Annotated in this window: 20 protein-coding genes and 3 pseudogenes; 7 read left to right on the top strand and 16 right to left on the bottom strand. The window is 66.9% G+C overall.

Annotated features, from left to right (window positions below; translation table 11 throughout):
- Window positions 1-485 precede the first annotated feature (485 nt).
- From MANAM107_RS00290 to MANAM107_RS00305, 4 genes are all read right to left on the bottom strand, one after another.
- On the bottom strand, window positions 486-1,370 hold the full coding sequence (locus MANAM107_RS00290; protein ID WP_223909671.1) for an amino acid ABC transporter permease: 885 nt from the start codon (window positions 1,368-1,370) through the stop codon (window positions 486-488).
- Window positions 1,367-2,014, bottom strand: coding sequence for an amino acid ABC transporter permease (locus tag MANAM107_RS00295; RefSeq protein ID WP_179900501.1), 648 nt, complete (start codon window positions 2,012-2,014; stop codon window positions 1,367-1,369). Before MANAM107_RS00295 ends, MANAM107_RS00290 begins: the two co-directional genes overlap by 4 nt.
- A 131-nt stretch (window positions 2,015-2,145) precedes the next feature.
- Window positions 2,146-3,297 (bottom strand): glutamate ABC transporter substrate-binding protein, encoded by a 1,152-nt coding sequence (locus MANAM107_RS00300; protein WP_223909674.1) that lies wholly within the window; start codon window positions 3,295-3,297, stop codon window positions 2,146-2,148.
- A 108-nt stretch (window positions 3,298-3,405) separates the two neighbouring features.
- Window positions 3,406-4,158, bottom strand: a complete 753-nt coding sequence (locus MANAM107_RS00305) for an amino acid ABC transporter ATP-binding protein (protein WP_308443651.1) — start codon at window positions 4,156-4,158, stop codon at window positions 3,406-3,408.
- Window positions 4,159-4,979: 821 nt separating this feature from the next.
- Between MANAM107_RS00305 and MANAM107_RS00310 the strand changes: the two are divergent.
- From MANAM107_RS00310 to MANAM107_RS00320, 3 genes and pseudogenes are all read left to right on the top strand, one after another.
- A pseudogene (locus MANAM107_RS00310) lies at window positions 4,980-5,693 on the top strand (transposase family protein).
- 420 nt (window positions 5,694-6,113) lie between these two features.
- Window positions 6,114-8,135 (top strand): DUF6571 family protein, encoded by a 2,022-nt coding sequence (locus tag MANAM107_RS00315; protein ID WP_223909676.1) that lies wholly within the window; start codon window positions 6,114-6,116, stop codon window positions 8,133-8,135.
- Window positions 8,116-8,820: a hypothetical protein gene (locus MANAM107_RS00320; RefSeq protein WP_223909679.1), complete on the top strand. Its 705-nt coding sequence runs from the start codon at window positions 8,116-8,118 to the stop codon at window positions 8,818-8,820. Before MANAM107_RS00315 ends, MANAM107_RS00320 begins: the two co-directional genes overlap by 20 nt.
- Before the next feature lie 147 nt (window positions 8,821-8,967).
- Here MANAM107_RS00320 and MANAM107_RS00325 read toward each other — a convergent pair.
- Together MANAM107_RS00325 and MANAM107_RS00330 are read right to left on the bottom strand one after the other, a co-directional pair.
- Window positions 8,968-9,175: pseudogene (locus MANAM107_RS00325) on the bottom strand (IS30 family transposase); the annotation flags it as partial.
- A 446-nt stretch (window positions 9,176-9,621) separates the two neighbouring features.
- Window positions 9,622-10,419: pseudogene (locus MANAM107_RS00330) on the bottom strand (transposase family protein).
- 435 nt (window positions 10,420-10,854) lie between these two features.
- On the opposite strand from MANAM107_RS00330, the gene MANAM107_RS00335 reads away from it, so the two are divergent.
- A complete protein-coding gene (locus MANAM107_RS00335; RefSeq protein WP_223909681.1) occupies window positions 10,855-11,859 on the top strand; it encodes a DUF6571 family protein in 1,005 nt (334 codons plus the stop codon).
- A gap of 159 nt (window positions 11,860-12,018) precedes the next feature.
- Here the strand turns inward: MANAM107_RS00335 and MANAM107_RS00340 are convergent, their stop codons facing one another.
- From MANAM107_RS00340 to MANAM107_RS00375, 8 genes are all read right to left on the bottom strand, one after another.
- Window positions 12,019-12,756, bottom strand: coding sequence for a transposase family protein (locus MANAM107_RS00340; RefSeq protein ID WP_223909683.1), 738 nt, complete (start codon window positions 12,754-12,756; stop codon window positions 12,019-12,021).
- A 1,043-nt stretch (window positions 12,757-13,799) separates the two neighbouring features.
- Window positions 13,800-14,720 (bottom strand): TrmH family RNA methyltransferase, encoded by a 921-nt coding sequence (locus MANAM107_RS00345; protein ID WP_373314076.1) that lies wholly within the window; start codon window positions 14,718-14,720, stop codon window positions 13,800-13,802.
- Between the two features lie 226 nt (window positions 14,721-14,946).
- Window positions 14,947-15,327, bottom strand: a complete 381-nt coding sequence (rplT, locus tag MANAM107_RS00350) for a 50S ribosomal protein L20 (protein ID WP_124933653.1) — start codon at window positions 15,325-15,327, stop codon at window positions 14,947-14,949.
- A 27-nt stretch (window positions 15,328-15,354) separates the two neighbouring features.
- Window positions 15,355-15,549, bottom strand: coding sequence for a 50S ribosomal protein L35 (rpmI, locus tag MANAM107_RS00355; protein ID WP_124933652.1), 195 nt, complete (start codon window positions 15,547-15,549; stop codon window positions 15,355-15,357).
- A gap of 104 nt (window positions 15,550-15,653) precedes the next feature.
- The gene (gene infC, locus MANAM107_RS00360; RefSeq protein WP_223912624.1) at window positions 15,654-16,304 is read right to left on the bottom strand and encodes a translation initiation factor IF-3; all 651 of its coding nucleotides are present in this window, start codon (window positions 16,302-16,304) and stop codon (window positions 15,654-15,656) included.
- 390 nt (window positions 16,305-16,694) lie between these two features.
- The gene (locus tag MANAM107_RS00365; RefSeq protein ID WP_223909688.1) at window positions 16,695-18,353 is read right to left on the bottom strand and encodes a DUF6297 family protein; all 1,659 of its coding nucleotides are present in this window, start codon (window positions 18,351-18,353) and stop codon (window positions 16,695-16,697) included.
- Entirely contained in the window at window positions 18,353-19,000 is a 648-nt protein-coding gene (locus MANAM107_RS00370; RefSeq protein WP_223909689.1) for an ABC transporter ATP-binding protein, read from the bottom strand. Before MANAM107_RS00370 ends, MANAM107_RS00365 begins: the two co-directional genes overlap by 1 nt.
- A 302-nt stretch (window positions 19,001-19,302) precedes the next feature.
- The gene (locus tag MANAM107_RS00375) at window positions 19,303-20,151 is read right to left on the bottom strand and encodes an SseB family protein (protein ID WP_373314077.1); all 849 of its coding nucleotides are present in this window, start codon (window positions 20,149-20,151) and stop codon (window positions 19,303-19,305) included.
- A gap of 327 nt (window positions 20,152-20,478) precedes the next feature.
- Here MANAM107_RS00375 and MANAM107_RS00380 point away from each other — a divergent pair, with 327 nt between their 5' ends.
- From MANAM107_RS00380 to MANAM107_RS00390, 3 genes are all read left to right on the top strand, one after another.
- On the top strand, window positions 20,479-21,222 hold the full coding sequence (locus MANAM107_RS00380; protein ID WP_223909691.1) for a CDP-alcohol phosphatidyltransferase family protein: 744 nt from the start codon (window positions 20,479-20,481) through the stop codon (window positions 21,220-21,222).
- Window positions 21,219-22,238 (top strand): phosphatidate cytidylyltransferase, encoded by a 1,020-nt coding sequence (locus MANAM107_RS00385; RefSeq protein WP_223909693.1) that lies wholly within the window; start codon window positions 21,219-21,221, stop codon window positions 22,236-22,238. Before MANAM107_RS00380 ends, MANAM107_RS00385 begins: the two co-directional genes overlap by 4 nt.
- An 86-nt stretch (window positions 22,239-22,324) precedes the next feature.
- A complete protein-coding gene (locus MANAM107_RS00390; RefSeq protein WP_223909696.1) occupies window positions 22,325-23,614 on the top strand; it encodes a lysophospholipid acyltransferase family protein in 1,290 nt (429 codons plus the stop codon).
- A gap of 183 nt (window positions 23,615-23,797) precedes the next feature.
- Here the strand turns inward: MANAM107_RS00390 and priA are convergent, their stop codons facing one another.
- Entirely contained in the window at window positions 23,798-24,550 is a 753-nt protein-coding gene (gene priA, locus MANAM107_RS00395) for a bifunctional 1-(5-phosphoribosyl)-5-((5-phosphoribosylamino)methylideneamino)imidazole-4-carboxamide isomerase/phosphoribosylanthranilate isomerase PriA (RefSeq protein ID WP_223909699.1), read from the bottom strand.
- 19 nt (window positions 24,551-24,569) lie between these two features.
- Complete coding sequence (gene hisH / locus MANAM107_RS00400; protein ID WP_223909702.1) at window positions 24,570-25,208, bottom strand: imidazole glycerol phosphate synthase subunit HisH; 639 nt, start codon at window positions 25,206-25,208, stop codon at window positions 24,570-24,572.
- Window positions 25,209-25,245: the final 37 nt, after the last annotated feature.

Consider the following 25,245-nt stretch of genomic DNA (forward strand, 5'->3'; position numbering starts at 1 on the left):
CGCTGAAATCCTGTCTCACCGCCGCGCCGCGGGCGCCGCCCCTGCCTGCGGCGTGCTGCTGCACATCTTCAAGGAGCGGGCCGACCGGATCATGCCGAAAGGTCGGGGTTGCGGGGCGGCGGCGGTGCTGAAGATGTGCAGCCCGGTGCCCGCTGCACATCTTCAGCCGGCAGTCGCCCGGCCGGGCCGCGGAATCACGCCGATCCTGGGGCCGTTCCCCGCCCGCTCGGGGCCGAAGATGTGCAGCGGGCCCACGGCTGGTGGTGGGGCGGGTGCGATTGGGCGTCACTTCGCGACAACGGCGTCACTTGGCGGAATGGACGACACCTGCAAGGTACGTCCATTCCGCGACGTGACGACCTTTCCGCCAAACGACGCCCACCATGCAGTCCCGCGACCGTCCCGAGCCTCCGGCCCTCCCAGGGCGCGGGCCGCACCGCCACCGGCCCTGCCCTCCCCGTCCTCAGCGTCACGGGGAAGGACGCCTAGGCGCGGGTGCGGGCCTCGACCTTGCGGGCCAGGACGCCCAGGGCCCAGTTGGCCAGCAGGTAGATGAGGGCGATGACCAGGTAGGTCTGGAGGTAGATGTCCAGGCGGTACTCGCTGCGGGCGAAGGTCTCCAGGCGCCGGCCGGCGTACATGAGCTCGTTGTAGGCCACCACGTAGCCCAGGGAGGTGTCCTTGAGGATGGTCACCAGCTGGGTGATGAGGGTGGGGAGCATGAGGCGCAGGGCCTGGGGCGCCAGGATGAGCCGCATGGTCTGGCCCCGGCTCATGCCCAGGGCCTGGGCGGCCTCGCTCTGGCCCTTGTCCAGCGCCAGGACGCCGGCCCGGAAGACCTCCGCGGTGGTGGCCGAGGAGCACATGAAGATCGGGACCACGAGCATCCACATAGTGGGCAGGGTGTAGCCGGTCAGGGGCGGGACGGCCAGGAGGAAGAAGTAGATGAGCAGCAGCATGGGGATGGCGCGCATGGCGTCGATCCACGTGCCCACCACCAGGCGCACGGCGGTGCTGCGGGCCAGGCGGATCCAGCCCAGCAGCACCCCCAGGGGGAAGGAGATGAGCGCGGCGATGCCCGCGGCGATGAGCGTGTCGCGCAGGGCCGACAGCAGGAAGGCGACGGTGGAGCGGCCCAGGAAGTAGCGCCACTTGGGGTAGGCGAGCTGTCCCGCCAGGTGGGCCTGGTAGAGGGCGAGGGCCACCAGGGCCACCAGCACGGCACTGACGAGGATGGAGGTCCACAGGATGCGGCGCCGTGTCCGGGGGCCGGGGGCGTCGAAGAGCAGGTCGGCGTCGGTGGGGCCCTGGGGGCGACGGCGCCCCAGACCGGTTCCCAGGACGGTGCCTAGAGCGGCGGGTGAGGTCATGCTCGTCCTCCTGAGGTGGCGCGCTCGAGCAGGCTCCCGATCTTGGTGGCCCCGAAGGCGATGGCCAGGTAGATCAGGCCCGCGAGCAGGAAGGTGATGACGGCCTCGCTGTAGACGATGTTGAGCTGCTGGGTGACGTTGGTCAGCTCGGGCACGCCGACGGCGGCGGCCAGGGCCGAGCCGATGAGGCAGGAGATGAAGATGTTGACCAGTGGCTGGATGGTGCGCACGAAGGCCTGGGGCAGCACCACGGTGCGGATGATGAAGCCGAAGGGCATGCCCAGGGCGCGGGCCGCCTCGATCTGGCCCTTGGGAACCGAGTTGACGCCGCTGCGCAGCGTCTCGCACACGAAGCCCGACCCGGAGAAGACGATGGCCGCCACCACCGACCAGAACAGCGAGATGCCCACCCCCAGGCGGGGGGCGCCGAAGGCCAGCAGGATCATGAGGCACAGGACCGGGACATTGCAGGCGGCGACCACCCAGGCCGAGGCCAGGACCCGCAGCGGCGGGATGGGGCCGACGCGGAAGACCGCCATGATGGTGCCCAGCGCCAGGGCCCCGGCATAGGCCAGGGTGGCGATGAGCAGGGTGGTGGCAAGGCCGGAGCCGATCATCCCGAGGTTGTCGGTGATGACATTCATGCGGTTCCTCCTGGGAGGCGGTGGTGATCAGGGTCGAGGGCGCCGGGACGGGCCCATAGCGGGCCGGGTGCGGACCAGCCGGCCCGCACTGGCCGGGACCCGCCCCGGCGCCTCAGCGGCTCACTGGTGGCTCACTCGGTCGGCTGCGGGGACAGGCCCGGGGACGCCTGGGTCTCGGAGTCCTGACCGGATCCCTGGTCGGGCGCCTGGCTGGCGCCGTCGGCGGGGTCCGGCGAGGGCGCCTCGGAGGCCTGGTCGGCGTCGGTGGGATCCGCGGAGGCGGCGTCGGTGGCCTGCTCGCCGGTATCGGCCGACGGCGAGGCGGAGCCGGCGGCCTCCGAGCCGGGCACGGAGCCGATCTGCGGCGGCTTGGGGGCCTGGCCGCCGACGACGTCTCCAATGGTGGCCGACCAGATGGCGGCCCAGGTACCGTCGTCGTAGATGGCCTGCAGGAAGGTGTTGACGAAGGCCTGGGCGTCGGAGTCCTTGGGCAGGCCGATGCCGTAGGGGTCCTCGGTGAAGGGCTCGCCGACGATCGTGTACTGGTCGTTGGCGGCCGCGTGGGACAGCAGGAGGGCCTGGTCGAGGACGTAGGCCTCGACCTGCCCGGCGTCCAGGGCCGCCAAGCACTTGGAGTCGTCCTCGAACTGGACGGCCTGGGCCTGGGGTGCGTGCTGGGCCAAGGCCTTCCCGGAGGTGGCGCTGGACTGGACGGCGACCTTGACCCCGGCCAGGTCCTCCACGCCCTTGATGCTGGTAGTGGAGGACTTGACCAGGATGGCCTGGCCCGAGAAGTAGTAGGGGCCGGCGAAGGAGACCTTCTCGGCTCGCTCGGGCTTGATGGTGTAGGAGGCGATGACGGCCTGGACCTGGCCGTTCTCCAGGAGGGTCTCGCGGGTGTCGGAGGTGGCCTGGGTGACCTCCACCAGGGAGGCCGCGTCGTCGCCGCCGATGATGTAGCGGGCCAGAGTCTGGGCAAGTCCGGCGTCGAAGCCCTTGAGCTCGCCGGTGGTGGGGTCCTCCTGGGAGAAGACGAGAGAGACCTTGGTGCCGCCGATCTGGAGCTTGCCGGCCTCCTTGATGGCGGTGGCCCAGGTGGAGGCGGCCACGGCCTCGGCGGGGGCCACGGGCCCGGAGTTGATGACCGTGCCGTAGTCGGCCCCGGAGGTCGAGCTGGCCACGGCGGTGCCGTCGGCCCCGGTGTCGGAGCAGGCGGCCAGGACGGTGGCCAGGGAGGCAGCGCTGGCGGCGCCCAGGAGGGTGCGTCGGGTCAGAGCGGTCATGGGACTTCCTTTCATGGTGGCGGGCCCGGGGTGGTCTGGTGGTCTCAGTGGGCTGGGTCGTCTGGGTCGTCTGGGTGGATGGACAGCGGGCGGACGGCGCAGGCCGTGCTAGTGGCTGAGGATCTTGGACAGGAAGTCGCGGGCGCGCTCGATGCGCGGGGCGTCGAAGAAGGCGGTGGGCTCGCCCTGCTCGACGATCTGGCCGCCGTCCATGAAGATGACGCGGTCGGCCACGTTGCGCGCGAAGCCCATCTCGTGGGTGACCACGAGCATGGTCATGCCCGAGGCCGCCAGGTCGCCGATGACGTCGAGGACCTCGTTGATCATCTCGGGGTCCAGGGCGGAGGTGGGCTCGTCGAAGAGCATGACCTTGGGGTCCATGGCCAGGGCGCGGGCGATGGCCACGCGCTGGGCCTGGCCGCCGGAGAGCTGCGGGGGGCGCTTGGCGGCCTGGTCGGCCAGGCCCACGCGGGCCAGGAGCTCGTGGGCCCTGGCGGTGGCCTGGTCCTTGGGGATGCGGCGCACGTTGATGGGCGCCAGGGTGATGTTGTCCAGCACTGTGCGATGGGGGAAGAGGTTGAAGGACTGGAAGACCATGCCAACCTCGGCGCGCAGGCGGGCCAGCTCCTTGCCCTCCTCTGGCAGGGGCCGGCCGTCGATGATGATGCGGCCCGAGCTGATGGTCTCCAGGCGGTTGATGGTGCGGCACAGGGTGGACTTGCCCGATCCGGAGGCGCCGATGACGGCGACGACCTCGCCACGGGCGATGTCCAGGCTGACGTCGTTGAGGGCGGTGAAGTCCCCGAAGTGCTTGGTGACGTGCTGGATGCTCACCAGGGGCTCACCCTCGCGGCCGGGCAGGGAAGCGGCCGGGTCACCCTGGGGGTCGTGCGGATCTGTGCTGTGCGGGGTGCTGCTGGGGGCTGGGGCAGTGCTCACGAGTGCCTCGTCTCGGTCTTAGGCGGATGGAAGGGAGTGCTGTCTCAGCGACAGCAACAGCAGCACATCCGCATGCGCACTGCATTCCCTCCCGTTCGACTCCATCAGGTCCGCGGCCGGGGCCCGCCTGTCCGGGCTCATCCTGCGAGGCAGGGCCAGTCGCGTGCTAGGGAGCCTAGCACCCACGCAGTGACGGACGTGACATGGACGTAACATCTGCGATTGCAAGGCTGGAACGGAGCTGACTGCCAGGACCAGCGGGCGGGCCGGAGCCGCGCGCATCAGGACTGCGAGGGGCACTGCGAGGGACGTAGCCCTGGCATCACGCCGCGTCAGGTCGGCCGGCGAGTGCAGCCGGGAGGATCGGAGGCCCGGCAGTGGTGCCGCTGAGTCGAATCCCTGATTGCTGGCGACCGATATGCTACTGTAACAAACGCCAGTCAAGCGCCAGCCAGAGGCGGTCACGGCCTCAGGTCGCCGACCGTGCTCGATCAGATCCGAACCTAGTTGCCACACGACCGACCTTCTCATCATCGACCGACGAAGAATGAGGTTCACCTGTATGTGCCCTGAGGGTGTTATTCATGGGGGTTTGTTCGTGTCGTTAGTGGGCGCATCGGCCGTCTCGGGAGAGAATTGGGTTACCACACTCGATTCTCATGGGGAGACGGCCGGTGCGTTATCAGTCTACCACGGGGCTGTGCGATGAGGATGTCGATGAGCTTGTCCGGCGTATCGGTCAGATGCTCGAATCGCGGGGCCAGAGCCTGCTGGGCTACCGCCCGGGGCTCAGGCAGCAGGTGGAGCTGACCTTAGTTTTGGCGCGTCATAACATCTCCCAAGCCCTGGCCACCGAGATGTACGGTATTTCTCAGCCCACTGTCTCCAGGGTCTGGAGGCGCATGGTGCCCCTGCTGACTCATGTGCTGGCCATGACTGGGATCTGCCTGGCCCAGGCCGTGGCCCAGGGCAGCCTCCTGCTCGTGGATGGCACCCCGATCCCCACTGGCAACAGGCCCGCAGCCGGCAGGCAGGTCGAGAAGGCCAACTACTCAGGCAAGCACCACGCCCAGTGCCTGAGCGTCCAGGTCGCCGCCACCACCGACGGCACTCTCGTGGCAGTATCGGACCCGGTGCCCGGCTCACGCCACGACAGCGCCGCCCTTGGCCTGTGCGGCTGGGATGAAATCCTTACCGGCGCCGATTGGATCGCCGACACCGCCTACACCGCACACGGTGCGCTGACCCCTATCAAGAAGATTCCAGGCAGAGAACGCCTGGAGTGAGAAAAATAGTTCAATAGGGCTGTATCATCCACACGCGCCGCTATCGAGCACACCATCGCCACATTGAAGAAATGGAAAATCCTATCCACCGGCTACCGCCACCGCCTGGCAGAACTCCCCAGCATCATCACCCTGATCACCAAACTCGAGCTCTACAGAATAGGCTGGTAAACCCCCACATGAATAACACCCTGACACTGAAGATAGTTCCGACACTGTTCCGAACCCGAAACTGGAGGCGATCAGGAACATCAAGGAGACGGCGACAGCGTCACAGAACCATCTCGCAGGCCTATCGTCCTCCGCGGGCACCACCGCCGACCAGATCGATGAGGGCTTGACTGAGGCTGTGTGGACCTCTCCGGTGGCGGATGACTACCGCACTAAAATCAGCGAGAAAGTCGGAGCCTCGGATGCAGCGATACAGAGCATCATATCCGACCTCACCAGCGCTGAAGACGACATTGTCGAAAGCCGAATGGAGAAGGTTCCCCGAGATTCAGCGGAAGCCAGGTGGCCGAAGCCCTAAATTGTTATCAGGCCTTATCTCCGCGACTCCAGTTTCACTTTTAACTCCGAAGGAAGTAGCTCATGGCATTCATTCAGATCGACATTAATGGCATGATGACCGTCATCAACAATCTTACGGAGAGAGCCACCGCGATTAATGCCCAGAGAAAAAATATCAGGGATTCCAGCACTGAGAACCATGATCCGGTTCCCTCTGTTGTGGATGCCACCATAGCCTATCCGGCATTTCTGACGCCCGGCCCTGGTTCCGGGACGCTGAGCGGGTGCGCCAACGAACTTCTCAACATCGCGGATCAGTTGCGCACTCGGAGACAGGAGGCGATCGATCTAAATTCGAGCGGAATCACTACCAGCGATAGCAGTGGCATCGTATCATACTATCTTCCGGATCCCCCTGAGGGAACCGTCGACACCGAGGCGTATTGGAACGACATGGACACTGTCACCAACGTCAAGTCCTACAACTCCGAATCCGTGAAGAACGCCCAGGCAGAGTCTGCCGAACTTCAGGAAGCACTTGATTCAGGGGACGGAAAATCATCCAAAGGGCGTGACATCAATGAGATTATGGCAGAGATAGCCAAACATCAAGACATTCCCACCTATGGCGCTGCTTTTGTTACTACATGGACCCCAGAAGCCTACCTTGATCTCTCCGAACGCATTTCAAACAAACAAAGGGAACTGGGAAACGAATCGAAGCGCCCATATAACGGAGGAATCCTAGGCGGCTTAGAACAGGAAAATAATTCGAACCCAAATGCGACGTCGATGCTGGGCCATCTACTCGCATCTTACAGTCAGAGCCAGAATGGGGCTGAAGCCCTCGACAAGTCAAACGCTTTTACAGAGGCAGCAATCGCCTCCGGCCATCAGCGATTGGGGGAATTAAACCGCCTTCTTAGCACACCAGATGCATACTACGATGATAACTTCATTCTTCGTCTCGCAGAACGACTTGAGGAGGAACCCATCATTACTGATGACGACCCACTCGCTGGCGTCATGAGCGCGATGGGAAATAGACCTGAAGCAGCCGTAAACTATTTCATGCCAGATTGGGAGCCGCCCGGCATCCATACCGACCCCAGTCCCGCGGCTGTTGCACGATGGGAGTTGCTCAACAACAGGGAATGGGGGGCGTCCGGAATAGATGGCCTTAGCAGAGCTTTGGCAGGTGCTTCATCTTTGCGCCCGCCTAGCGACAGCACCATCGATGACCGAGCAACATGGGTTACAGCAAAGGGCCTGACCTTACTCGCCGAAAATACCGATAGCATCCAGTGGAACAGCACGGAGCACAACATTGGAATCCTGTTAGGAAATTGTGGCCCGGAAGTAACTGGTATCGCAACAAGAAGTCAAATTATCCCAGGAGACGAAGAGCCTTATAAAACGGCGCCTATCACCATTAATGGAGGAGAGAGCAGCACCATAGAAAATTCTGTAGCAAGGCTACTCCATGAAGTATCGGATTCTTCTGATGCGAATTACGAAATCGCAAAAGGGACGACGGCTTATGCAGCCGCGCGCTCCTCAGCGCGTAACGGGCTGGGAGCTGCAACCATTGATGAAATCAAAGCCACGTATGACGATCAAGCAGAAGTTATCAATCTTCTCACTTCACTCAACAACTCAGAGAATTCTAGCAGCATCTACGACGGGGCAATGGCGGCAACGTCGATCCTAGGAGCAGTCCCCTCCCCACATATTTCCTTTCCTGCTACAGTAGTAAATACGGGTTTATCCACAGTACGGAGTTCAGCACCTGATGCGACAGGTCACCACGACAACTCTGCGCTTCTGGGTGCGGCATACACTAACGCTTTGAATTCTGGGCTGGTGAACAACATCCCCGACCCAGAAGAGAATCCTTGGTGTTCAGTAAATGAAAACGGTGGGTACGAAATCACCCTGGAGACGGAAGAACAGATCAAGAGCTTCTATAGCTGGATTAAAGACAATGACGGGAGTGACGCCGAACTAATAAGCACACTCAATGAGATAGGGACCGAACAGGAGACTAAGCCCTGGACTGATGAAAAAGAGTTCAAGAGGGCTTATGGCGGAGAAGAATGGTAGCGCTGCGAAACGGAACACTCTACAAAAAATCACAAGAAATCGCTCCCTGATGTTCTTGATTATCCTGACGCTCGCAACAACTACTGTCGGAACGTCACTCTGGTGGTACAGAAGTCATCGAACGACAGGTGATGATGAAATCGTTCCGGAAACAGTGTGCGACGCTTTTTCGAAAACGAAAATCGAGGAAATTGCGGATGTTCGTGTCGTTTCTCACTACCTTGCTCACACCGGATCAACCGATTTTATCCCGGATTTATCCTGCACATTGGAATTCGAAGGTTTTGGTAGTGTACGAATTAGTTATGTTGACGACCCCTGGTTCTGGAGTATCGCTTCAACAAAGATCACCGAAGAGCGCGTGACTGCAGAGCCGGAGAATCACGGCTTCGAGGTTGATCGACTTGATCTAGGACTCGATGGGAATAGTTACTTTGTATTGAACCCTCGGCAGGATATCATCGAAGGCTACGCAGTGTGGTTCTCCACAAGCGAACGAACGCTGTCCATCAATTTCTATGAGCTTAGCAGGAATCAGACACTGACCGACGATAAAATAAAAGACATGACTATCTCACTGTTGCAATACACAGCTCAGGCCGTACAAGTTCGATATCCTCTGTCTAACTCTAAACCACAGGATTCCACACCGCTAGTGACATCGCCCGCAAAGGATGCGAACTAAAGAAGGTTATTCAGGGGTTGGTGTAGGTGCATAGGGCTAAAGTGGCTGCTTGGTGTCAAGGGGTGGAAGCAACGAGGAGGCGTTCGAAGGCTTAGCGTGAGGTGGGGTAGTCCGGGGTGGCGCGGGGGCGTTCACCCGTGCTCGTTCGGCGATGGCGGTCAGGTAGGGCTGGTGCTGGGGGGTGGGGGTTCCTTTGGGTAGGTACTCGCGGATCAGGCCACCTGTGTTCTCGTTGCTGCCTCGTTGCCATGGGCTGTGGGGATCGGCGAAGTAGACCGGCATGTCGGTGGCCCCGGTACAGGGCAGCGTGGCGGGCCATCTCGCTGCCCTGGTCCGATGTTAGGGTGCCCTTCATCAAGTTGAAGCGCCCTGGGTTTCGTTCCGTGGTTAGACGGTCGCGGGCGCGGTCGTCTAACCACGGAACGAAACCCAGGGCGCTTCACACCTTCAAAGAAACCATCACGGCCACCCTATCCCTATACACCTACACCAACCCCTGAATAACCTTCCTAAAACACCAGCAGTCTAACCGCCCGTCAATTATTAGGATTACTATTGAGGGTCTGAGCCTCGGCCACTGGAACGTGATGAGTGCTTGTTGTGGTTGTAGTACCCAAATTTCCGGACGAACCGTCGGAGGCATCATAGGTTGCATGATAGGCAACCGAGACTCTCATCGGAGTGGTTCCGCCCAGATGCGCACTCGAACGGGTAAATACGATCGAGCAATCAGTGTGCTGCATTTCTGGGCTCCACGGTACCCCAAAACCCGCACACTGAGGGTGTTATTCATGTGGGGGTTTACCAGCCTATTCTGTAGAGCTCGAGTTTGGTGATCAGGGTGATGATGCTGGGGAGTTCTGCCAGGCGGTGGCGGTAGCCGGTGGATAGGATTTTCCATTTCTTCAATGTGGCGATGGTGTGCTCGATAGCGGCGCGTGTGGATGATACAGCCCTATTGAACTATTTTTCTCACTCCAGGCGATCTCTGCCTGGAATCTTCTTGATAGGGGTCAGCGCACCGTGTGCGGTGTAGGCGGTGTCGGCGATCCAATCGGCGCCGGTAAGGATTTCATCCCAGCCGCACAGGCCAAGGGCGGCGCTGTCGTGGCGTGAGCCGGGCACCGGGTCCGATACTGCCACGAGAGTGCCGTCGGTGGTGGCGGCGACCTGGACGCTCAGGCACTGGGCGTGGTGCTTGCCTGAGTAGTTGGCCTTCTCGACCTGCCTGCCGGCTGCGGGCCTGTTGCCAGTGGGGATCGGGGTGCCATCCACGAGCAGGAGGCTGCCCTGGGCCACGGCCTGGGCCAGGCAGATCCCAGTCATGGCCAGCACATGAGTCAGCAGGGGCACCATGCGCCTCCAGACCCTGGAGACAGTGGGCTGAGAAATACCGTACATCTCGGTGGCCAGGGCTTGGGAGATGTTATGACGCGCCAAAACTAAGGTCAGCTCCACCTGCTGCCTGAGCCCCGGGCGGTAGCCCAGCAGGCTCTGGCCCCGCGATTCGAGCATCTGACCGATACGCCGGACAAGCTCATCGACATCCTCATCGCACAGCCCCGTGGTAGACTGATAACGCACCGGCCGTCTCCCCATGAGAATCGAGTGTGGTAACCCAATTCTCTCCCGAGACGGCCGATGCGCCCACTAACGACACGAACAAACCCCCATGAATAACACCCTGAGATCTGAAATCTTAGAAGGTTATTCACGAGCTCAAGCAAGTTGCCCCCCAACCTGGGCAAAGGCAAGCAGGCTCTGTTTCGGTGAATAACCCTCTTAGATTGATATTGAAAGGATAACCTCATACCTATTTTATTCTCGCAATAGTTGGCTACACTCTGCAAGGCTGTCATGAAAGGCGGTTCTGTAATGAACGTTCGTTCAGGTGATAGGCGTAAGCACCTTGTGCTTATAGTGCTATTGTTATGCGTTGCTCTCGCCTGCGGCGGGGCATGATGGGTCTGGGGGCGCCATGACGATCCTTTAACAGCAGAACTCGTCAGGATCAGTCAAGACCCCTCGGAATCAATGGAGTATCTTGCTCCAGATGGGCAGATCGACTCCCAGGGCCATTGGCAGGCAGGGCCGGCCTCCCAATCACGATGGGAACAGCTACGCACCCATCAGTGGAGAGCATCCAGTTACGAGGCACTCTCCACAGCCGTCAAAGCGGCCGCATCTCTGCGTGACAATAACCTAGAAAGGTCCACCCAAGCACGTGCTGCGTGGGCAACCGGCAGAGGAATTATTCTTCTCGCCTCAAGGGTCACAGAGTACTCACCCACCGCCAAGAGAGACATCGCCGTCATCCTGACTCACTCGATCAACGAAATTAGAAATACTGCAGGTTTTGGATCGATCAATGATTCCCGAGGCAATCTAACTGACTTGCAAATAACGCCCTATGATAAGTTTAAGCCCGCGCCTATCACAGAGAACGTCGCGACTGAGATCACAGAGTTCACCAGAGTTGCAGGAAGCGACGATCGCGCACTGAAGATCATGATCGATGCGGTCATGGACCACTCTAGAATAAACACGAATGCCGTACTAGACAGCTCGCCCGGCAAGGTCGTCGGCAGCAGCGCGGAGCTTGGAAAGTTGCTGCATGTCTCTCTTTCACGCGACGGACAGCTCATTGGTTTTATATACCAGTCGGCATTGAGTGCCCGCACTGACTACAGTTTCCGCGGGCTCCAGACCGCATCCCCCACATCCGACCCTGATTTCAACAAGATCGATGATAGCCGTGAAGAGACAAAAAGGACCCTACTTCAGTCCGCAATCTCACAGATCGCCGCATATGATGCATTGCCCGACGACTCCTTTACTGACTACCAAGGGCGGGACTACAGCACCATCTACGACTGGATAACCCCCGAGCACACGATCGACACCGAACAACTTCAGAGTGACCCCCAAGGAGCGCAGGAGTGGGAAGAATGGATCCAAGGCCTCTACTTCCCTTACGATAAACTAATCACACCTTTCGACATCGGCTTCGACGAAGGTGCTGGGGTGGCTTACCGATAAACTGATAACCGGAGGACTACTCACGGGACGCATCTGAGGATAACACTGAACTTATTTATCCCACCTGGCGGGTTGGTTCAAAGTGAGGACGACCAGCACGGCAGAGATGGTGGTGGTGATGATACTGAGGACTTCTGGTAGGCAGTAGCGGAAGGTTATTCAGGGGGTGGTGTAGGTGTATAGGGCTAGTGTGGCTGTGATGGTTTCTAGCGGGCGCCTGTAGTCATGGGCCAGAATCTTCCATGATTTGATGTGGGCGATGGTTCTCTCGACGACGTAGCGGGTTTTGTTCAGGGATGTGTTGGACTGCTTCTGGGCCTTGGTGAGCTTGCCGTTGGGTGGTTTCTTGTAGGGGACGGTGATTCCTGTACCGACGTAGCCCTTATCACCGATGCAGCAGGCGAGGTCGAGCCCCTCCAGAACGCCCGAGGCTGTGATGGCCTTGGCGTCATGGGTGGCTCCCGGCAGGGGGTCGGAGGCCCACCGCAGGCGCCCGGTGGGGCCGACCAGCACCTGCAGGTTCAGGCCGGTGCGCTTGTGCTTGCCCGAGAACAGTGCGGGCTGATCCTTCCAGCTCCAGCAGGGCAGAAGGGTCCCATCGATGATGTACACCCCGGTGCGGGGGACCTCCTCGGCGGTGGCCAGCAGGGGGCCCAGGGTCCTGGCGATGATCCGGGTGATCACCGCGATCGCACGCGAGATCGTGGGCTGGGAGACCCCCATGATCTCGGCGATCGCCTCCTGAGAGGCATTGGTGCGCAGATACATCAGCGTCACCCGCACGCTCTGGAGGGGCTCCAGGATCCTTGGCACCCCAGTGATCCCCTCATCCCTTACTACTAATTCCACCAGACGGTTCAACTGCGCCCTGTCCAGGCCTGTGATACCCTTGCTCATGACGGCTCGTTCCTGAGAGGTTTTCATTATGCAATCTGATTCTCTCAGACCAACGAGCCGTCACCCATCTAACACGCCGAACACCTACCCCCAGTAAACACCCCTGAATAACCTTCTAAGCAGATTAATTTGGACAGCAAGGAGGCAGTGAAAGGATTTGAAACCTGGGTCAAGAACGGCGCAGGAGATTCGTCCCATCTAAGCGCCGATCTTAATAATTTCGGCACTAACGTTGACGATTACTGGTACGAAAGGACCGCACCCAACCATAATCTGGCAAGAACGCTGAATCATTCAAGAAGCAGTACGGAATCAAGTAAGGAAACTTGTCAGGCAATATGATCCGTCATGCACCACCATCTTCAGTCCTGCCCGCACCGTTTTCTAAGCGCGCCTTGATCGTCATCGTCACAATAGTTTCATTGACGATAATAGGAGGGCTGGGGTTCTGGTGGAATTTTCGATACAACACTCGGCCCACATTTTCCGATCCATACATATGCAGATTCCTCGACACAAGTGAGGTTAGCAACGCAGTGCATCACAAAGTGGTTAGCGCACATGTTGTTCATGAGCCTCCCAACATAGAGTGCAATATTTACCTGGAGGAGATGCCTTGGCTTCTCCTTCGAGGATCTCCTAATCCAGATAGTGTAGTAGCTGGCGGTTATGGCGGTATTTCCCACGCTAGGGTGTCTTCTATGCGTTCCGAGCAGAGTTCTGACACCGTATACGAGGTAGACACAGGCGTTCCAAATAGCAGTGCATACGTCGTGCTTACACCAGATAGCCCTCATTCAGCCTTCGCGGTTTGGTTCTCACCAGGAACCAACCAAACCGTAGGCATCGTCCAGGCGTATGACCGAGACTATATCGGTCAAGACTACAGCAGTGAGTTGAAGGATCTCATTGTGCATGTCGCTAAGGCCTTCGACCATGCCTACAGGACAGGAGAGACACCCCAACCTCAACCAACCCAATAGAGGAGAGCATCCCCGCTTGTCGTCCCATTGAGCACCTCCCAACGGCCAGAGAATCAACCCTCAGGCCGCCCCGCCGCGCTGGGCCCGCGCCGAGGCGTAGAGGCACACCGCGGCCGCCGCGGCCACGTTGAGGGACTCCGCCCGCCCGTACAGGGGGATGGACACCACGGCGTCGGCGCGGCTGAGCGCCTCGGAGGCCAGGCCTCGCGCCTCATTTCCCAGCAGCCACGCGCAGGGCCGACCCAGTAGGTCACCGGAGTCGAACAGGTCGACCTCTCCCCGCCCATCGGCCGCCAGTACGCTCAGGCCCGCCCCATGCAGGGCCTCCACCACGTCGTCCAGGGCCACGCCCGAGACCACCGGCAGGTGGAACAGGCTCCCAGCGCTGGCGCGCACCACCTTCGGGGAGGTGGCCTCGGCACTCCCCCGCACTAGCACCACCGCGTCCGCCCCCGCGGCGTCGGCGGCCCGGATGATCGTGCCCGCATTGCCCGGATCCTGGGCCTCGGTGAGCACCGCCACCAGGCTCGCCCCCTCCACAGCCGCCGCCAGCGCCTCACTGCCCGAGGACTCCCCCATGGCCACCACCGCCAGGACGCCCTGGGCATCCGGGCTCATCGCCGCCATCACCGGCTCACTGACCAGGTGCCGGTACAGGCCGGCCTCCCCCGCCTCCCCCCAGATGCCGCTGTGGCGCTCGGCCGCCGCCTCGGTGAGGTAGACGTCCAGGACGCGCTGGGGTGCGAAGCGCACCGCCTCGCGCACCCCCTGGGGCCCCTCGACCAGGAAGCGCCGGTGCTTGGCCCGCGCCTGCCTGCGCGCCAGGCCCGCCACGCGGGCCACCCGCGTGGACGACGGGTTCGACAGCACCTCCACGCCCGCACCCACGCCCTGCGTGGCGCTGCGCCGCCGGGGCCCGCGACGCTGCTCGGGCCTCGCCTGATCCTCCTCACCCAGCAGCTCGGCGGGGTCGGCAGACATCTCACGGGCAGTGCGGGGGCTCATGGCGCCAGCCTACGGGACGGCCATGCCCCGGCACGCGCACGCCCCGCTGCTCCCCGCCCATCACCGGCGCCGGCCGCACAGGCACGACGACGGCGCCGACACCCCCCGCGGGGAGGGTGCGGCGCCGTCAAGCGCGAGTGGACGGGGCCCGCCGTCGGGCGGGAGCCGCCGTTCTCAGGGCGTCAGCCTCAAGCCGTCGGCCTCAGGCCTTGGGGGCGTTGACGTCCTGGGGCAGGGCCTTGCGGGCCGTCTCCACCAGGGCGGAGAAGGCGGCCGGCTCGTTGACGGCCAGCTCGGCGAGCATGCGGCGGTCCACCTCGACCCCAGCCAGGCCCAGGCCCTGGATGAAGCGGTTGTAGGTCAGGCCCTCCGCACGAGCCGCGGCATTGATGCGCTGGATCCACAGGCGACGGAAGTCGCCCTTGCGGGCGCGGCGGTCACGGAAGGCGTAGACGCCTGAGTGGGTGACCTGCTCCTTGGCCTTGCGGTAGAGGCGCGAGCGCTGCCCGCGGTAGCCCGAGGCCTTCTCCAGAACGGTACGACGCTTCTTCTGGGCGTTGACCGCCCGCTTCACACGTGCCATGTGATAACTCCTAGATGGTGAGGGCGGTCAGCGACCGAGCAGCTTCTTGACCTGACGGACATCGGCCGGGGCGACGGCCTGGTCCTGCGACAGCCTGCGCTTGCGCCGCGAGGACTTGACCTCCAGCAGGTGGCGCTTGTTGGCCTGCTCACGCATGAGCTTGCCGCTGCCGGTGACCCGGAAGCGCTTCTTGGCACCGGAGTGCGTCTTGTTCTTCGGCATGATTCTTCCTCTTCTCGGTCCCGCGGTGCACGACCCGGGACTGCGGACCCCGCTCACGGTGGCGAGGGGGTGGGTCTCAAAGACTGGTGGGGATCCGTGGGGCCTCAGGCCTGCTCCACGGGCTCCTTGGCCTCCTGGGCGGGCTCCTGCGCCGCGGCGGCCCTGCCCCTGCCCGCGTGCTTCTCAGCGCGGCGGGCGGCGCGCGCCTCCTCGCGACGACGGCGCTGATCGGACTTGACCTCGGCCTTCTTGCGGACCGGGGCCAGGACCATGACCATGTTGCGGCCGTCCTGACGGGGGTGGGACTCCACGGTCCCCAGCTCGGCCATCTCCTCGGCCAGGCCCTGGAGGAGGCGGATGCCCAGCTCGGGGCGGGACTGCTCGCGGCCGCGGAAGCGCACGATGCACTTGACCTTGTCCCCGCCCTTGAGGAATCGCTCGACATGCCCGCGCTTGGTGGCGTAGTCGTGCTCATCGATCTTGGGGCGGAACTGGATCTCCTTGAGCTGGGTGTTGGCCTGGTTGCGTCGGGCGTCGCGCGCCTTCATGGCCGACTCGTACTTGAACTTGCCGTAGTCCATGAGCTTGCACACCGGGGGGCGTGCGTCGGGCGCGACCTCAACCAGGTCCAGGTCGGCCTCCTCGGCCAGGCGCAGGGCGTCCTCGACGCGCACCACGCCGACCTGCTCGCCGCTGGGGCCGACGAGACGGACTTCGGGAACGCGGATCCGTTCGTTGATACGGGGCTCGCTGATGGCGGTTCCTCACTCTAGAGTCGCGGAAGACCGCTGGAACGGAGGAAGGCCCCCGTCCCTGCACAGGTCGGAGGCCTCGAATGAGCACGGCGCGCCACCCGGCCAAGGCCGTGGGGCGACCGCGAAGGGCTGGTGCCCTCGCACGAACCCGGTCCCCTGCTGGGATCAAGGTGGGATCTCTCCGCTTGTGCGCCGGGGACGAGCCCCGGCCGGTCGAATACGAAGGCTACCAGCGCCCGCCCCGCAGCCCAAGGCCGCCGGCGCCACGACCCCCGTGACACCGCCCACGTCTGCGGGGCCCGGCTTCGGCCCGGTTCCCCAGGCAGGGCGGCCTGGGCGCCACCGACGCATCCGGGGTGCGAAGCGCCGGTCAGTGCCAGGCGGGGCCGGTCACCGCTGGCTGCCGCCCTCGCTGATGCCCCAGGCGACGACGCCGGTGCTGACCACCGCCTGGATCACCAGGAGCAACGGGTTCGGCCCGGCGCCGGCCGCCAGCAGCGCAGTGGGCAGGCTCACCAGCAGGGCCGCCTCGTAGCCGGCGATGATCACCTCGCTGATCCACGGGGGAACCATCCCGCCAGGGGTGCTGATCGGAGCGGCGGAGAAGTCAGGGATCCTCCTGAAGCCGGTGCGCAGCGCCGCGCCCGCCCAGCCCACTCCCGCCAGCAGCGCCGTGGCCAGGACCAGGCCGGGACGCGATGACGCCGCCAGCGGCGCGGCGGCGACCAGTGCCCACAGGGTCATCACCGCCGCGGGCGCCAGCAGGTGGCCCCCGCGCACCACCAGGGGGCCCGCGGGCAGCTGATCGTCGGCACCGGCGTCGAACCAGGCCCGTCGCGCCGGCTCGGCCACGGTCAGGACCGCCAGCCACGCCCCCACCAGGTGGGCGGCGCCGGCGACCACCGGGTGGGTGGCACCGGTCGCCCAGGGCAGCCCCGCCACCACCAGGCCCATGCCCAACTGGATCCACCGCCGGGGTGAGCGGGCCAGCAGCAGCGCGTCGGCCTGGGCCACCACCAGCATCACCCGCACCGGGCGGGGCAGGGACCTGCCCGCGGCCGCCAGGCCCATGGCGCTGGGACCGGCCGGCATGCGCGGCGGGGCGCCCAGGAGCCGGCCCAGCGCACGGGTGTCCAGGCACAGGGCGGAGGCCTGGGCGCTGTAGGCGCGCGAGGAGACCTCGATCAGCTCACGGTCCTCAAGCCGTCCCAAGCGTGCCGAGACCGCCCGCCAGGCGGCCGCCACGCCCAGCGCCCCGGGGACCACCGCCGCGAGCAGCACCGGCCCCAGCCAGGGGGCGCGCCAGGAGGGCAGGACCAGTCCCACCGCCACCATCGCACAGGTGGGCAGTGCCCAGGCCCAGGTCACCGGGCGGCCCCGCAGCTGGGCGCCGATGAGCGCCATCATGCCGCCCACCGCCATGATGCCCATGAGGGCGCTCCAGGCCGCCACGATGGGCAGCCCCGCACCGGAGGCCAGGCCAGCCCCCAGGCCCGCCAGGGCCCCCGCTGCCAGGGCGAGGCCGGCCAGCGCGCGGGCCACGGGCGCCAGCAGCCCCCTGCGCTGCCCGGGCATGGGCAGCAGCCAGGACACCTCATGGGGCCGCAGGCACACCGGGCCCAGGCGCCGCAGGGGCCCCAGGACCAGGCTGCCGATCGCGCACGCCAGGGCCGCCAGGGCCCAGGCGGGGTCCAGGTGCAGGACAGTACCTCCCGCGGTGCGGGCCCCATGTGCGGACAGGCCCCGGAGGTGGGGCACCAGGATCGCTCCCAGGACCAGAACGTAGAGCAGCGCCGTGTAGAGGCGCTCCAGGGTCCTGAGTCTGCCACGGGCGCCCTCGCGCAAGCGGATGCGGTTCCGGGTCCACCTGCGCAGCGCCGTGCCGTCGGGCGTGGCGGCGCCATCGGGCAGGGCGGCGGGCGAGGGCGGGATCTCGGGCAGGGGCGCCGTCGGCGTCACGGCCGGCGGCGCCGCCGGCGGCTGGGGGCGGGCCTCGTCGTCGGGCCCGCCATGACCGCTGGGCGCAGCCGTCCCGCCAGGGCCGCCCATCACTCCCCCTGCCTCATGGCGGCCACGCCCTCCTCCACGCCCATGAGGCGGGTGTTATGGCCCACGAGCAGCACGCGGGTGGCCGCGGCGGCCACGAGCTCGGGGTCGTGGCTGGCCATGAGGACCGCTCCCCCGGCCTCGCACTCCTCGATGAGCCGGCCGGCCAGCTCCAGGCGCATGAGGTGGTCCAGGCGCTGCTCGGGCTCATCGAGGACCAGCAGGCGCCGAGGCCGCAGGAGCACGCTGGCCAGGGACACCCGACGGCGCTGGCCGCTGGAGAGCTGGTCGGGCAGGGCCCGGGCCAGGGGCATGAGGTCGAGCTCGACCAGCATCTCCCGGACGGTCTCCTCGGCCCGGGGGACGCCGTGACCGAAGCAGACCAGGCGCAGGTGCTCCTCGAGGCTCAAGGACGGGTAGAAGGAGGCCTCCCCCAGGTCCACGGCCACGTTCGCGCGCTGGGAGGCGCTGCGCGGGTCCGGGCCGGACCCCAGGAGCTCGACCCGTCCGCGGACCGCCGGCAGCAGGCCCAGGCAGGTGCGCAGCAGCGTGGACTTGCCCGCCCCGTTGATACCCACCAGTGCCAGGGCCTGGCCGCTGGCCAGGGTGAAGGTCGCCGGGGCGCACACGGGGTGATCGTGGTACCCCACGCTGAGGTCCTGGGCCCGCAGGAGGGTACGGCTGGCAGCGCGGCCCGGGGCGCCGTCCGGGGCCCGATCCCGACCACCGTCCGGATCACTGGCGGCGGCCGGATCCGTGGTTGAGCGGCCGCCCCGGAGCCCGAGGAGCCGGCCGGCGAGCCCCGATCCCGCAGGACGTGCAGGACCAGGCCTCTGGGCGCGGGCGACCCCGGGCATCGCGGTCCAGCGGCGCAGCAGACTCATGAGCACAGCAGACCACAGATCGCCCCGGGGGTGGGGCCGCAACGCCAGGGCCCTCTCAGCCCTGGTCCTCAATCCTCCGTCCGCCGGGGCACCGGCAGCGGGCACAGCTCGACGGTGTCGATGAGCTCGCCCCAGGCGGGGTTGACCATGACGTGCTGGCACTGCTCCAGCACAGCGGCGGCGCCGGCCCGGTCCGGGGCCTGGATGCGGATGAGGATGCGCAGCTCGGCGCTCTCCCCCGGGGCGAAGGCCAGGCCCGCCACGCCCTCGATGACCTCGAGCTGGGCGCGGAGCTCGTCCTGGATGGGCCGGCTGCGCCACGAGGGCACCCAGTCCTGCCCGCCGGCCAGGGCCAGGACGGCGGGGCGGGGCAGGCGCAGGTCGAGGCTGCCGGGGTCCAGGACCCACAGCTGGTCGGTGGAGCGGCAGGCCACCTGGGCCGCGCGCCGGGGCTCAACGGGCACGGGGCGGGCCTCGGGGCGCCAGGCGCTCAGGGCCCGGGCGCTGGTGAAGACCGGGAGGGCGCGGTGACCGTCGCTCAACTCCACGGCCAGGGCGGCGGCGTCCTGGCAGGCGTCGGCGGTGTGCACCGCGTGGGCCCGGACGGCGGGGGCCGGGCCCCCGGGGACGGGGGCGCCTGAGACCGCCACCCCTTCCTCCATCGGCCCCGGCGCCGTGGGATCGGTCCCCGCGGGGCCTGGCGGCAGGGGATCGAGGGCGTGGGCGGTCACGGGCACGATGAGCCGGCTGGCACTCAGGGCGGCCCAGAGCCGATCCAGGTACTCGTGGCGGGGCGAGCGGCGGTCCTCCAGGGCGGCGGTGACCGCGGGGTCGGGGGCGCCGTCGTCGCCGGCGAAGGGCGAGGGGGCGGCCAGGAGGCGCTCCATCTTGGCCCGGGCCGCCAGAGCGGCCGCCAGCTGGGGGGCGCGGTCGGGGCCCGCCGGCGATGTCCAGTCTGGGGAGGGGGGCTCGGGTGGTGTGCTCACCCTGAGCACGGTAGTCGGTGGCTCGCCCCCGAGCCGCGCAACGGCGCCCTCCCCCACAGTTGTGCCCTTCTCGACACAGGCATCCCCCCTTCAAGGGGGTGCTTCTGCATCGAGAAGGGCGAATCTGCGCCGGCCCGGGCGGGACCGGGGCATCGGCGGGCATCAGCGGGCCTCGGCGCGGGACCCATGGGCAGAACTGCACAGGCCTGCGGGGCCAAGGGGCCTCCCCACGGGAGGCAGCCGGTATAGCCTGTGTAGGTGAGGTCACTTTATGCGCTGAAGTACTGGTACACGCGCAGGCTCGGGTTCCTCATCCAGGGCTCGGTGCGCCGCGGCATCTCCCCCGACGTATGGACGGCGGTGGGCGTCCTGGCCGCCGCCGCGGGCTGCGGGGCCATCATCTTGGGCTGGTGGCCCCTGGCCCTCATCCTGCTGGCCGCCCGCCTGGCGGGGGCCAACCTCGACGGCGCCGTCGCGCGGGCCCGGGGCGTGGCGCGCCCCTTCGGCTACGTGCTCAACGAGCTGGGCGACCGCGCCTCCGACCTGCTCATCATGGCCGGCCTGGTGGGACTGGCCGCACGCACGCAGGCCGACGGCGCCCAGCCCGGCGCGCTGACCCTCACCCTGGTGGCCACCACTGCCGCCACCCTGCCGACCTTCGTCTCCCTGGCCGCCGCGGGCGCCGGCGCGCCACGCCTCAACGGCGGCCCCTTCGGCAAGACCGAGCGGTGCCTGGCGGCAGTGATCGCCTGCGCGCTGCCCCAGTACCTGAGCATCATCGCCTGGATCATCATCGTCGGCTCGCTGCTGACGGCGGCCCTGCGCCTGGTGCGCACCGCCCGCAGCCTGTCGGGCAGCACCGGGCCGGCACCCGCCGACCGCGTGGCCCCTCCGCCACCCGAGGACATCGCCCGTATCGGAGCCGGCCCGGTACCCGGCGCGCAGGCCGGCTCCGAGGGGGCCGCCGGGGACGGCCAGCCGACGACCAGGGCGGGCCGATGAGCCCCCTGTGCGCCCTGAGCGGTGCCGTCATCGCACCATGGGCCGCCCCTGCACCAGCCGGTCCCGGACTGGAGGCCGCACTCGCCTCCCCGCCGCCCTCGGCCCTGGCGCCGTCGGCCCTGGCGCCCCTGGCGGACTGGCCGCCAGGAGATGAGAGCGCCTGGGCGGTGAGCCTGCCCTGGACGGGCTGGGTGCTCACAGGACGGGCGGTCTTCCTGGCCGCCGCGGCCCTGACGATCCTGCTGGTGGCGGGCATCGGCGTGGCCGCCTCGGGCAGGCCCGAGCTGCGACGGCGCTGGACCACCTGGGCCATCATCATCCCCGCCGTCGGCATCCCCATCTGGGTGGGCCGGGGCACGACGGCGCTGCTGGCCGCCCTCCTGGCCCTCCAGGCGGTGCGCGAGCTGGCCCGCCTGACCCGCCTGCCCCGGCCCGAGACGCTCCTGCTGGCCGCCCTGGCGCTGGCCTATCCGCTGAGCGCCTGGCTCTCCCCCGGCCTTCTGGGCCTGGCCCCTCTCATGGTCCTGGTGTGCGCCATGCCCGCCGTCCTGTCCGGGGATGTGGAGCACGGGGTGGAGCGCGCCACCGTGGCCGGCTTCGCCTCCATATGGATCCCCTGGTCCCTGGCCCACCTGGTGGTGCTGTGGCATGACGCCTTCCTCATCGCCTTCGCCGCCGCGGCGGCCGATGTCGCCGCCTGGACCGGGGGGACCTTCCTGCGCCGATTCGCCTGGGCCCGCCGGCCCCTCTCCCCGCTGTCGCCCAACAAGACCGTGGGCGGGCTGGCCGGGGCGGTGGTGGGCGCGACCCTCATCCTGGCCCTGCTGGGGAGCCTCACCCCGGGGCTGGTGGTGGCCGTGGGGCTGGGCGGCGTGCTCGGCGACCTCCTGGAGTCCCTGGTCAAGCGCACCGCGGGGGTCAAGGACGCGGGCTCCTGGCTACCGGGCTTCGGCGGCCTGCTGGACCGGGTCGACTCCCTGCTGCTGGTCCTGCCCCTGGCGGCGGTCCTGGGATGAGGGCCATGAGACCGGCCCCGGATGGGCGCACCCTCCGACTCCCAGAAACACCCAGACCCCACCGCCCCGAGCAGAAAGGCCCCCCGATGCCGACCCCCTCCGCCCTGCCGCCCCTGCCCTCCACCCCCTCGGCGGCGCTGGCCTCGGCCAGGCGCCGCCTGGGCTCCATCGTGCGCACCCCGCCGAAGGTCACGTGGCGGGCGGTGGCCCGCCAGTGGTTCTGGTCGGCGGTCATCGCCCCCTTCGGCGGGGTGCGCGTGGAGGGCGAATTCGAGGCCGACGTGCCCTATGTGGTGGTGGCCAATCACGGATCCCATGCCGACACGATCGCCATGATGAGCGCCTCGCCCACGCTCATGCGGGTGGTCACCGTCGCCGCCCAGGACTACTGGTTCACCCGGCCCGCCCGGCGCGCCATCGCCCGCGGACTGCTGGGGGCCTACCCGGTGCGCCGCGACGGCGAGGGCGCCTATGAGGAGCTGCGCGGCATGCTGGCCCACCGGGTGGCCGAGTCCATGAGCGTCCTCATCTTCCCCGAGGGCACCCGCAGCCAGGACGGGCAGATCGCCCGCTTCCACTCCGGGGCCGCGCGCCTGGCCCGGGACTTCGGCATCCCCGTCCTGCCGGTGGCCCTGGTGGGTTCCCGGGAGATGATGCCCAAGAAGGGCGGGCTGCCCCGCTACTCCCCCGTCGAGGTGCGCGTGGGCCGTCCCATCCCCCCGAGTGACGATGTGGCCGCCGTCAGCGACCAGGCCCGCGACCAGATCGTGGAGATGCTCCGGCGCCCGCGCCGACCCGCGCCCGTCTCCGACATCCACACCCTGGTCAGCCAGGCCATGGAGGGCCGGAGGGGCGATGCGATCATGTTCGCCTGGGGCCTGGCCGAGGCCGTCTCCTTCCCCGTCATGGCCGAGATGAGCCAGGTGTGGCTGGGCCTGTCCCAGCCTGAGCACCTGTGGCGCCGCGGCGCCCTGGTGGCGGCAGGCTCCGTCACGGGCGTGGCTCTCACCCACCTGCTCACCCGCGCCGGGCACCGCCCGCCCGCGCCCTGGACGACGCCGTCGATGGAGGCCGCGGCGGGCCGCTACCTGGCGGCGGGGCCCAGGGGCTACTGGAGGCAGGCTCTGACCGGCATCCCCGTCAAGGTCTTCGCCGCCCAGTCGGGGCGCCGCCGCCTGCCCCTGCCCGGGGTGCTGGCCCACGCCGCCAGTGTGCGGGCTGCGCGCATGGGGGCGCTGACCGGGATCGTGGTGGCCCTCAACCGGCCCCTGGGGCCCATCACCCGCCAGCACTACGGGCTCTACCTGGCCTCCACCGGGGCGGTGTTCGGGGTGGCGCTGCGCGGCGTCGTCAAGCACTGGGATCGTGCCCGGTGAGCCGCATCCCGCTGGGTCACCCGCATTCCGCCGGCCCATATGCGGCCTTGTGACCGGGCGGGATGCGACTGACCCCGCGAAACGCGGATAGCCCGGCGAAGCGCGGCAGGCCCAGCGGACCCCTCCGCCCGGGGCCCAGCGGACCCCTCCGCCCGGGGCCCAGCGGAACCCTCCGCCCGGGGCTCAGCGGCCCGTGCCCAGCAGCCGGTCCCCGCCCTCGTCGCGGGCCACCTCCAGGGCCTGGGCCAGGGTGAAGCTGCCCTGGTAGAGGGCCTTCCCGACGATCGCGCCCTCCAGGCCCTCGGGCACCAGCGCCTTGAGCGCCTGGAGGTCGTCGAGCTGGGCGATACCCCCGGAGGCCACCACCGGGGCCTGGGTGCGCTGGCAGACCTCCCGGAGGAGCTCGATATTGGGGCCGGTCAGGGTGCCGTCCCGGTTGACGTCGGTGACCACGTAGCGGGCGCAGCCGGCCTCATCGAGCCGGGCCAGGGTCTCCCACAGGTCGCCCCCGTCACGGGTCCACCCTCGCGCCGCCAGGGTGGTGCCGCGCACATCCAGCCCCACGGCGATCCTCTCCCCGTGCTCGGCGATGACGCGCTCGGTCCACTCGGGGTCCTCCAGAGCGGCGGTGCCCAGGTTGACGCGCTCAGCGCCCGCGCGCAGGGCCCGGGCCAGGGAGGCGTCGTCCCTGATGCCGCCGGACAGCTCGACCTTGACCCCGACCTCGCCGACGATGCGCACCAGCAGCTCGGAGTTCGACCCGCGCCCGAAGGCGGCGTCCAGGTCCACCAGGTGGATCCACTCGGCGCCCGCGCGGGCCCAGTCGCGGGCGGCCTCCACGGGGCTGCCGTAGTCGGTCTCGGAGCCGGCCTCCCCCTTGAGCAGGCGCACGGCCTTGCCCTCGGAGACGTCGACGGCGGGGAGCAGGGTGAGCATGGGGTTCTCCTCGGGATGGTCACAGGGTGGTCAGCCAGTTGCGCAGCAGCTGGGCACCGGCGTCCCCCGACTTCTCGGGGTGGAACTGGGTGGCGCACAGGGGCCCGTTCTCGACGGCGGCCAGGAAGTCCTGGCCGTGGGTGGCCCAGGTGGCCAGGGGCGGGCGCATGGGGCCCGCGTCCAGGAGCTCGGCGGGGTCGGTGGTGGCGGCGTAGGAGTGGACGAAGTAGAAGCGCTCCTCCTCCACGCCCCGAAAGAGGGTGGACTGCGCGGCGGGGCGCACGGTGCTCCACCCCATGTGGGGCACGACCTCGGCCTCCAGGCGGGTGACCGTGCCGGGCCACTGCCCCAGGCCGGGGCAGGTGGAGCCGTGCTCCTGGGAGGACTCGAACATCACCTGCATGCCCACGCAGATGCCCAGCACGGGCCGTCCTCCGGCCAGCCGGCGCTCGATGAGCCGGGGGGCGTCCACGGCCCGCAGTTGGTCCATGACCGCCTCGAAGGCGCCCACCCCGGGCACCACCAGGCCCTCGGCCCGGGCCACCGCCTGCGGGTCGGCGGTCAGGTCCACCTGGGCACCCACGCGCTCCAGGGCGCGCACGGCGGAGCGGACATTGCCCGAGCCGTAGGCCAGGACGACGACGCGAGGTGCTTTCACGCGCCTCAGCCTACTGCGCGGCCGGCATCCGGCGGCG

The organism is Actinomyces capricornis (genome assembly GCF_019974135.1).
Taxonomy (GTDB): domain Bacteria; phylum Actinomycetota; class Actinomycetes; order Actinomycetales; family Actinomycetaceae; genus Actinomyces; species Actinomyces capricornis.

Coding starts and splice junctions, on each gene's coding strand:
- MANAM107_RS00290 (WP_223909671.1), bottom strand. CDS start 1,370: ATGACCTCACCCGCCGCTCTAGGCACCGTCCTGGGAACCGGTCTGGGG.
- MANAM107_RS00295 (WP_179900501.1), bottom strand. CDS start 2,014: ATGAATGTCATCACCGACAACCTCGGGATGATCGGCTCCGGCCTTGCC.
- MANAM107_RS00300 (WP_223909674.1), bottom strand. CDS start 3,297: ATGACCGCTCTGACCCGACGCACCCTCCTGGGCGCCGCCAGCGCTGCC.
- MANAM107_RS00315 (WP_223909676.1), top strand. CDS start 6,114: ATGGCATTCATTCAGATCGACATTAATGGCATGATGACCGTCATCAAC.
- MANAM107_RS00320 (WP_223909679.1), top strand. CDS start 8,116: ATGGCGGAGAAGAATGGTAGCGCTGCGAAACGGAACACTCTACAAAAA.
- MANAM107_RS00335 (WP_223909681.1), top strand. CDS start 10,855: ATGGAGTATCTTGCTCCAGATGGGCAGATCGACTCCCAGGGCCATTGG.
- MANAM107_RS00340 (WP_223909683.1), bottom strand. CDS start 12,756: ATGAGCAAGGGTATCACAGGCCTGGACAGGGCGCAGTTGAACCGTCTG.
- MANAM107_RS00345 (WP_373314076.1), bottom strand. CDS start 14,720: ATGTCTGCCGACCCCGCCGAGCTGCTGGGTGAGGAGGATCAGGCGAGG.
- rplT (WP_124933653.1), bottom strand. CDS start 15,327: ATGGCACGTGTGAAGCGGGCGGTCAACGCCCAGAAGAAGCGTCGTACC.
- rpmI (WP_124933652.1), bottom strand. CDS start 15,549: ATGCCGAAGAACAAGACGCACTCCGGTGCCAAGAAGCGCTTCCGGGTC.
- MANAM107_RS00365 (WP_223909688.1), bottom strand. CDS start 18,353: ATGGGCGGCCCTGGCGGGACGGCTGCGCCCAGCGGTCATGGCGGGCCC.
- MANAM107_RS00385 (WP_223909693.1), top strand. CDS start 21,219: ATGAGCCCCCTGTGCGCCCTGAGCGGTGCCGTCATCGCACCATGGGCC.
- MANAM107_RS00390 (WP_223909696.1), top strand. CDS start 22,325: ATGCCGACCCCCTCCGCCCTGCCGCCCCTGCCCTCCACCCCCTCGGCG.
- priA (WP_223909699.1), bottom strand. CDS start 24,550: ATGCTCACCCTGCTCCCCGCCGTCGACGTCTCCGAGGGCAAGGCCGTG.